Below are 8,774 nucleotides of genomic sequence, written 5' to 3'. Positions count from 1 at the left end.
AACAGATAATGGCTGTCCTGCGGGCCGGGTGATGCTTCTGGGTGATATTGCACCGAAAACGCGGGCTGGTCGGCGAGTTCAAAGCCGCAATTGCTGCCGTCGAACAGGCTGATATGCGTTGCCTTTGCATTGGCGGGCAAAGTTGCTGCATCCACGGCAAAGCCATGGTTCATGCTGGTAATTTCGACCGCGCCGTCGCTCAGGCGCTTGACGGGATGGTTCGCGCCGCGGTGACCCTGATGCATCTTCTCGGTCTTCGCGCCGACCGCGAGGCCAAGCATCTGATGCCCAAGGCAGATGCCGAACAAAGGCTTTTTGGTGTCCAGCCACTGCTTGATCACCGGAACGGCATATACGCCCGTCGCGGCGGGGTCGCCGGGGCCGTTCGACAGGAACAGACCGTCGGGCGCATGCGCCATGATTTCTTCGAATGTCGCGGTCGCGCTCACAATCGTGACGTCGCAACCGACATCAACCAAATTGCGCAGGATATTGTGCTTTATCCCATAATCGATGGCGACGACTTTTTTGCTGCCCTTGGCAGGTTCGGCATAGCCCGAACCCAGCTTCCAAATCCCCTGATCCCAACCATAAGTCTGCAACGTCGTTACATCCTTGGCGAGGTCCATGCCTTCCAAGCCAGCCCATGCCTTTGCGCGTGCGAGCAATGCAGGCACGTCAAAATCGCCGCTCACCGAATGTGCGATCACGGCGTTTGGCGCGCCGGCAACACGGATAAGCCGCGTGAGCGCACGGGTATCAACGCCCGAGATGCCGATACGGCCATTGGCCTTCATCCATGCATCAAAATGCTGTGTGCTGCGGAAATTGGATGGGTCGGTCACATCCTGACGCACGATAGCGCCAAGGGCATGCGGGTTCAGTGCCTCGACATCTTCGGGGTTGGTGCCGACATTGCCAATATGTGGGAAGGTGAAGTTGATGATCTGCCCCGCATAAGACGGGTCGGTCATGACTTCTTGATATCCGGTCATTGCGGTGTTGAAGCAAACTTCGCCAACGGCTTGACCTTCAGCGCCAAAGCCCTTGCCCCAGATGACTTCCCCGGACGCCAAAACCAATACCCCCGTCGCTCCAGAAGGCGCGCGCGAGGAAATGGGGTCGGCCATGATGGGGTCGCTCCTGTGAGACGGATTACAGCAATGTCGCTAAGGGATTGCGCCTAGAGACGGCGGGGGGATGCGTCAATCTCAAACTCACCATCCCCGACGTGTTTCCGCATCTTACTTGTGGATGAAATGACATTAAGACCCTGAACCAAGTTCAGGGTGACGGTTTGGCGCGGATTGGCTATCTGCGCAAAATACATATTCGGAAAGAACATTATGATTCGTGATACCATCAAGGCCGCCCAAATTACCGCGATGAAGGCTGGCGAAAAAGACCGGCTCGCCGCCGTTCGCCTTATCCTCGCCAAAATCAAAGACCGCGATATCGAACTGCGCACCGCATCGCAGCAGCCTGATGATGACGCGATGGTGGTTGAGGTCATGCAAAAGATGATCAAGCAGCGCCGCGAATCCATCGCGCTCTATGAACAGGGCGGACGCGTTGAGCTGGCCGCGATTGAAGCCGCTGAGCTTGCAATCATCGAAGATTTCTTGCCCGCACAAATGAGCGACGCCGAAACCAGCGCAGCCATCGAAGGTATCAAGGCGGAACTCGGTGCAGAATCCCTGAAAGACATGGGCCGTGTCATGGCGACCTTAAAAGAACGCCACGGCCCGCAACTCGACATGAGCAAGGCAAGCGGCCTTGTGAAGGCGGCGTTGTCGTAAAGATGCTGCTTTCCCGTCTACGGGAGGGGAATACGACAATATGACCCTCACCCCGCAATGGCTTGATGAACTGCGGTCGCGGACGACGCTTTCCGCGTTGATTGGCCGCACCGTAAAGGTGACCAAAGCGGGGCGCGAGTTTAAGGCATGCTGCCCGTTCCACAATGAGAAGTCGCCGAGCTTCACGATCAACGATGAAAAAGGCTTCTACCATTGCTTTGGCTGCTCCGCGCATGGCGATGCCATTCGGTGGATGACCGACCAACGTGGCCTGTCGTTCATGGATGCGATCAAAGAATTGGCCGCAGAAGCCGGGATGGAGGTCCCTGCCCCTGACCCCAAAGCCGCCCAGCGCGCCGAAAAAGCAAACAGCCTGTATGACGTAATGGCGTCAGCGCAGGACTGGTTCGTTGCGCAATTGCAAGGCCCCGATGGCGCAGCTGCGCGCGCCTATTTGAAAAAGCGCGGGTTCACCGAAAAAACCATCCGCGATTTCGGCTTCGGTCTGGCGCCCGATAATCGCACCGCATTGAAATCAGCGCTGAAGCAATATGGCGATGCCATGCTAGTTGAGGCGGGCCTGCTGATCGCGGTTGAGGGCAAGGATCCTTACGACCGGTTTCGCGGCCGGTTGATGATACCTATTCGCGACCCACGCGGCCGCGTCATTGCGTTTGGCGGCCGGATATTGGGCGATGGCGAGCCCAAATATCTCAATTCCCCAGATACGCCATTGTTCGACAAGGGGCGCACGCTCTACAATTTGGACAAATGTTCGCCCGCATCGCGCCAGACCGGCCGCGTTATCGTGGTCGAAGGCTATATGGACGTGATTGCGATTGCGCAGGCCGGCTTTGGTGACGCGGTTGCCCCATTGGGCACCGCACTGACCGAGCAGCAAATCCAGATGCTCTGGCGCATGACCGAAAAACCGTTGCTTTGCTTCGATGGGGACTCAGCTGGGCAGAAAGCCGCCATGCGTGCCGCGTTACGTGCCCTGCCCTTGTTAAAACCTGGGCACAGCCTTCAATTCGTGACGTTGCCCGATGGGCAGGATCCGGACGATCTTGTGAAGGCATCGGGTGCAAAGGCCCTTACAGAACTTCTGGAGGCGTCTGAGCCGCTTGTGGAGCGATTATGGAAGGCGGAGGTGTCAGCAAGCCCCTTGGACACGCCAGAGGACCGTGCGGGGCTTAAACAGCGTCTTGGTGTGCATATGGCAACGATCACGGACGGAGAAATCAAACGGCATTATGAGGATGCGTTTCGCGAGCGGTTCGATAATCTTTTTGCACGACCCCGCAACGCGCCACCGACATATTTCCCCAAAACGCAAAAACGCGATTGGCGAAAGCCGCCGATATTGCCGCCGGGCGCAGAGACCAAGAGTTTCAATGCAAAGGGATCGGATTTCTTGGTGCAAGGTGTGCTTGGTGCATTGCTGCGTAATCCGTCCATGATAAGGCAGCATCATGAAGCATTGAGTGACTTCGTTCCGACCGACCCGAATCACGCCGCTTTGCTCAACATCATGCTGAATGAATCTTTTGCCAAAGAATCGCTTGATACCGACGGCCTAATTACCATATTGGACAAGAAGTTGTATAATGTCGCATCGACGCTCCTCCACAGCAATGGCAAGGTCTTTGCCTTCAATCGTGGGGAGTTCGGTTCGGGGGGCGACGGATTATCCAGCGTTTCAAAAGATTTGGGTGAAGCTATCAGGCTGATGAAGCAGCGTCCCGCGCTCGAAGAAGCATTGGAACGCGCTACACGGTTGGCGAGTTTAGAGATGACGGAAGAAACTTTTGCCGAACAGCAAAGGTTACGTCACGAAAAGAAGGCATTTGACGATCGTATCATCGCATTTTTCAGGCGAGATGCGGACGATTTATGACAGTATCGGGGAATTATTTTGGCAAGTCGCGTAAACGAGAATGAAGAAGATATGGTCGAAAACGGCGATGCACCGCTGATTGACCTGAATGATGCGACCGTCAAAAAATTGCTAGCCAAGGCAAAGCGCCGCGGTTTCCTGACCTATGACGAATTAAATGCTGCCTTGCCGCAGGATCAGATGTCTTCCGAACAGATCGAAGACGTCATGTCCGCCATCAACGACATGGGCGTGCAGATCGTTGAGAATGACGAAGCCGGCGAGGATGGCGAGGACGAGCAGGAAGAGGAAGAAGTCGAAACCGTCGACAATATCTCTGAAAACGACCCGCGCTCGCTGACCAGCACGGTCAAGAAAACCGGAACTGGCGAACGCACCGATGACCCTGTGCGCATGTATTTGCGCGAAATGGGCGCGGTTGAATTGCTGTCCCGCGAAGGCGAAATCGCGATTGCAAAGCGGATTGAATCGGGTCGCGATACGATGATTCTCGGCCTCTGCGAGAGCCCAATCACTTTCCACGCCATTATTGACTGGTCGAACGCACTTAACGACGGCGAAATGCAGCTGCGCGAGATCCTTGACCTTGACGCCATGTTGTCAAAAGCGCCTGAAACGCTGACCGACGACGAGGAAGAAGAAGGCGACGGGGAAATCAGCGAAAAAACCGCTGGGGTTTCTTACAAGGAAGAAGACGAAGTCGACGAAGAGCCGGAATCGGCGAGCGACGACGATGATATGACCGAACGGCGTTCACGTCCGGTTGAAGAAGAGGAAGAAGACAACACGCTCAGCCTCGCGCAGATGGAAGAAGCGCTGAAGCCCGCGGCATTGGAGCGTTTTGCCAAGATCACCTCATTGTTCAAGAAATTCTCGAACATTCAGCTTGAGCGGATGCGCGCTTTGAACGCCGGCGAAGAGTTTTCCTCAGCTTCCGAAAATAAGTATCACAAATTACGTGAAGAATTGACTGCGGAAGTCGAAAGCGTCCAGTTCCACGCGAACAAAATCGAATATCTGGTCGACCAATTATATTCGTTCAACCGTCGTTTGACCGCGCTTGGTGGTCAAATGCTGCGTTTGGCCGAGCGTCACAAGGTTCCGCGCAAGGCATTCCTTGACAGCTATATGGGCCGTGAGCTCGACGAAAATTGGCTGGCCGAAGTATCCAACCTCGACAAAAAATGGACGGCGTTCGCGACGAACGAAGCCGAAGGCGTTGAGCGCATTCGCAGCGAAATAGCGGACATTGCCGCGAATACCGGCATGTCGCTGGGTGAATTCCGCCGCATCGTCAACATGGTGCAAAAGGGCGAACGCGAAGCGCGTATTGCGAAGAAAGAAATGGTCGAGGCCAATCTGCGCCTCGTTATTTCCATCGCGAAGAAATACACCAACCGCGGTCTTCAGTTCCTTGATCTCATTCAAGAGGGCAATATCGGCCTCATGAAGGCGGTCGATAAATTTGAATATCGCCGTGGTTACAAGTTCAGCACTTACGCAACATGGTGGATTCGTCAGGCGATTACGCGTTCGATTGCGGACCAAGCCCGCACCATCCGTATTCCAGTGCATATGATCGAAACGATCAACAAGCTGGTGCGGACCAGCCGTCAGTTCTTGCATGAGCAAGGCCGCGAGCCGACACCAGAGGAAATGGCCGAGCGACTTTCCATGCCGCTCGAAAAAGTGCGCAAGGTCATGAAGATCGCGAAGGAGCCGATCTCCCTCGAAACGCCAATTGGCGACGAGGAAGACAGCCATCTTGGTGACTTCATCGAAGACAAAAACGCTATCATTCCCGTCGACGCCGCCATTCAGGCGAACTTGAAGGAAACTGTGACCCGCGTTCTGGCGTCGTTGACACCGCGCGAAGAGCGCGTGCTGCGCATGCGTTTTGGTATTGGCATGAACACCGACCATACATTGGAAGAAGTTGGTCAACAGTTCAGCGTTACGCGCGAGCGTATTCGTCAGATCGAGGCGAAAGCACTCCGCAAGCTGAAGCACCCAAGCCGCAGCCGCAAAATGCGCAGCTTCCTCGACCAATAAGCGACGGTCTGCCGCGTTTATATTTCTGAGCGGTTGAGGTTATGGACCGAATACTCGCACTTTTGTGTGGGTCTCCGTCAGCCATTGCTGGAATAGTGCGTGCGCAATCTGGCGGGACCAACGTTGCAAAACGAAATGCGCGCCACCTGTCCAATACTCCGCGGCGTAAACTATTATATTGCATAACGCGGTGGGCCCACTTAACGAATTAATCGTTCGATTAACAAACGGGGTCCGTCCATGCGCTTTGAAGGCACTGATAATTACGTCGCAACTGATGATTTGAAAGTTGCCGTAAACGCAGCCACGCGGCTACGCCGCCCGCTTCTCGTCAAAGGCGAACCCGGCACCGGCAAGACCGTCCTGGCGCAGGAAATCGCAACCGCACTCAATGCGCCGTTGATTGAATGGAACATCAAATCCACGACCAAGGCGCATCAGGGACTGTATGAATATGATGCCGTTGCCCGTTTGCGCGATAGCCAATTGGGCGATGAGCGCGTTCATGACATCAAAAATTACATCAAGAAGGGTAAGCTTTGGGAAGCGTTCACCGCGCCTCAGTTGCCCGTTCTTTTGATCGACGAAATCGACAAGGCCGACATCGAGTTTCCGAACGACTTGCTTCAGGAACTCGATCGCATGGAATTCTTTGTGTACGAAACACAGGAAACCGTCAAAGCTGTCGAGCGCCCGATCGTTATCATTACCTCGAACAATGAAAAGGAACTGCCTGACGCATTCCTGCGCCGTTGTTTCTTCCATTATATCAAATTCCCTGACCGCACGACGATGCAGTCCATCATTGATGTCCACTTCCCCGGCATCCAAAAAATGCTGGTGTCGAAGGCCATGGACATTTTTTACGAGGTTCGGGACGTCCCCGGCCTCAAGAAAAAGCCAAGCACAAGCGAATTGCTCGATTGGCTAAAGCTGTTGCTGCACGAAGACATGCCACTTGATGTTCTGCAGTCACGCGATCCAACAAAGGCCATTCCGCCACTTCACGGCGCGTTGCTTAAGAATGAGCAGGACGTGATGCTGTTTGAACGGCTGGCCTTTATGGCACGGCGGCCAAACAGCTAAGCTGCGTCCTTTTTAAACGCTGTAAGCGATTTCAAAATCGCCCCAGCGGCGTCCATTTATGCGCAATGGGACATATACGTTCCGCATGACCTTGTAAGAATGGCCGTCGCCTTCGTGGCGAAATACGGCCATCATATAGTCCTGCTCGCTTGTTTTTGCAGGGATATCCACAGGGTCCTGAATGACGCGGCCGTTGCGGCAATATTTCGTGTCATGCGCGATATCGCCCGTTGGCGCTCGCGACAGTTCTTTCAACTGTACGGGTAAGAAGCCTTTAAGGCTGCTGCACACAACCGACGTTATTTCGTCGGGATTGCTGTCTTTGACGGCTTCAATAAATGGCTGCCAATGTTGTTCCGCCCATGGTGTCAGCTTCGATGTAAAGCGCGGCGGATTGCTACCCTCGATGAGACGCAGATCGGTATCAAACAGCGCCTCTAACGTCAGCGTACCATCCGCGATTGCGGCCTCGGTTAATGCTTTTACTTCTTCGGCCTTTTGGCGGGCCAGCTCGACAAATTCGCTATCGCGCTTTGACAATCCGCTGTGCACAATATGGTCAAACATCTTGTTTGCCTGCAATTCCAGACCGCCGATCTGGCTATGCGCACGCACAACAGCCGTAAACATTTCGCCATTGGCCCCTTCGACCGCATCACGAACATTTTGCGAATCGACCAGCCCACGGTGAATTTGTGCGGTGCTGTCCGCAATCTCACGATTGTGATCACCTACCTTGGCAACGACATCGCTCACGCCATAAATGAGCTCCTGAAGGCTCGAGAACTGCTCTTGCGCGGCGCCGCTTGTCGATACACCCTCCTCGATTTCCACGACAAATTTTGCGGCTTCATGCGAAAGGGAGTTTACCGTTCCAGTTATTTCCACCGCAGCGCGTCGCGTATCATGCGCCAGCTTTTTGACTTCAGCTGCCACGACCGCGAACGTCTGCCCAGCAGCACCCGCCTTTTCCGCCTCAATCGCGGCGTTAAGCGCCAACATGTTGGTCGTGCGAGCAATCGAATCGATCGATTGCGACACCCGCTTCACTTGCTCCATCGCTGCTGCAAAACCGGTGATATGCGAACCAAGGCTCATGATGAGACTGATGAGTTCCGAAAAGCTCGCCAGTGATAGCTGAACGGTGTCATGCCCCGTCTTCAGCTTTGCGACAGCGGCTTCAGCCAAAATCCTTGCATCTCGGGTCGCCTGCGCAACCTCCGCAATGTCCGCATCAAGTGCTTGCGTCAGCTCGGTCATCTCGCCGTGCCTCGCCTTGAGCCAATCTGCGGATTGTAGCGCCTGTTCGAGCACACCTGCAGCTTCGGCACAGCCAACGGTAACCTCACCGCATATCTGTGCGGTTTCGTGGATCCAGTGATTTTCACTCAATGCAATTTTTTCCATTTTCATGGCTTTGGCACCTTGTTCTGTCGTTTGTAACGGGGCCTATCCCAATATGGTTATCACAGAGTTAATCGCCGGTTGTTGACGGGGCGTTTCGAAACAGCCAAAAGCTTTAACTGGTCAATTAAACAGGAGCCTGCCGGTGTTTTTCTCATTCATGGAAGAGTTGCGGTCCGCCGGTATATCCGCTTCATTGAAAGAGCATCTTGCGCTTCTCGCCGCTTTGGATGCGGATGTTATCGACCAAAGCCCAGAGGAATTTTATTATTTGGCCCGCGCCACGCTGGTGAAAGACGAAGCACTTTTGGACCGTTTCGACCAAGTATTTGGCAAGGTTTTCAAAGGCGTATTCACTGAGTATGGCCAAAACGATGTCGATGTACCCGCCGATTGGTTAAAGGCGATTGCCGAGAAATATCTGTCGCCAGAGGAAATGGCGAAGATCGAAAAAATGGGCAGCTGGGACGAGCTGATGGAGACGCTGAAAAAGCGGCTTGAGGAGCAGGAAAAGCGCCATGAAGGCGGCAACAAAT

The 8,774-nt window shown here is 54.3% G+C and carries 6 protein-coding genes and 1 pseudogene; 5 read left to right on the top strand and 2 right to left on the bottom strand.

Features of this window, described 5'->3' with window-relative positions; translation table 11 throughout:
- Positions 1–1,130 (bottom strand): glutamine-hydrolyzing carbamoyl-phosphate synthase small subunit (gene carA / locus ACIQ0G_RS08420; protein ID WP_397577520.1); only part of this gene is annotated, 1,130 nt, incomplete at its 3' end.
- Positions 1,131–1,346: 216 nt separating this feature from the next.
- On the opposite strand from carA, the gene ACIQ0G_RS08415 reads away from it, so the two are divergent.
- The 4 genes from ACIQ0G_RS08415 (at position 1,347) to ACIQ0G_RS08400 (ending at position 6,834) form a co-directional block, all read left to right on the top strand.
- Positions 1,347–1,799, top strand: coding sequence for a GatB/YqeY domain-containing protein (locus ACIQ0G_RS08415; RefSeq protein ID WP_397577519.1), 453 nt, complete (start codon positions 1,347–1,349; stop codon positions 1,797–1,799).
- Between the two features lie 40 nt (positions 1,800–1,839).
- Positions 1,840–3,696 carry a DNA primase gene (gene dnaG, locus ACIQ0G_RS08410; protein ID WP_397577518.1) on the top strand — a complete coding sequence of 619 codons (1,857 nt, stop codon included), beginning with the start codon at positions 1,840–1,842 and terminating at the stop codon, positions 3,694–3,696.
- Between the two features lie 51 nt (positions 3,697–3,747).
- Complete coding sequence (rpoD, locus tag ACIQ0G_RS08405; protein ID WP_397577521.1) at positions 3,748–5,748, top strand: RNA polymerase sigma factor RpoD; 2,001 nt, start codon at positions 3,748–3,750, stop codon at positions 5,746–5,748.
- Between the two features lie 240 nt (positions 5,749–5,988).
- Complete coding sequence (locus ACIQ0G_RS08400) at positions 5,989–6,834, top strand: MoxR family ATPase (protein ID WP_306062027.1); 846 nt, start codon at positions 5,989–5,991, stop codon at positions 6,832–6,834.
- Positions 6,835–6,846: 12 nt separating this feature from the next.
- Here ACIQ0G_RS08400 and ACIQ0G_RS08395 read toward each other — a convergent pair whose 3' ends face one another.
- The gene (locus tag ACIQ0G_RS08395; protein WP_397577517.1) at positions 6,847–8,247 is read right to left on the bottom strand and encodes a methyl-accepting chemotaxis protein; all 1,401 of its coding nucleotides are present in this window, start codon (positions 8,245–8,247) and stop codon (positions 6,847–6,849) included.
- 136 nt (positions 8,248–8,383) lie between these two features.
- On the opposite strand from ACIQ0G_RS08395, the pseudogene ACIQ0G_RS08390 reads away from it, so the two are divergent.
- A pseudogene (locus ACIQ0G_RS08390) lies at positions 8,384–8,774 on the top strand (VWA domain-containing protein); the annotation flags it as partial.

The organism is Sphingorhabdus sp. (assembly GCF_044354325.1).
Lineage (GTDB): Bacteria > Pseudomonadota > Alphaproteobacteria > Sphingomonadales > Sphingomonadaceae > Sphingorhabdus_B.
Note: the sequence above shows the minus strand (reverse complement) of the source record. Positions and strands in the feature narration are given on the sequence as shown.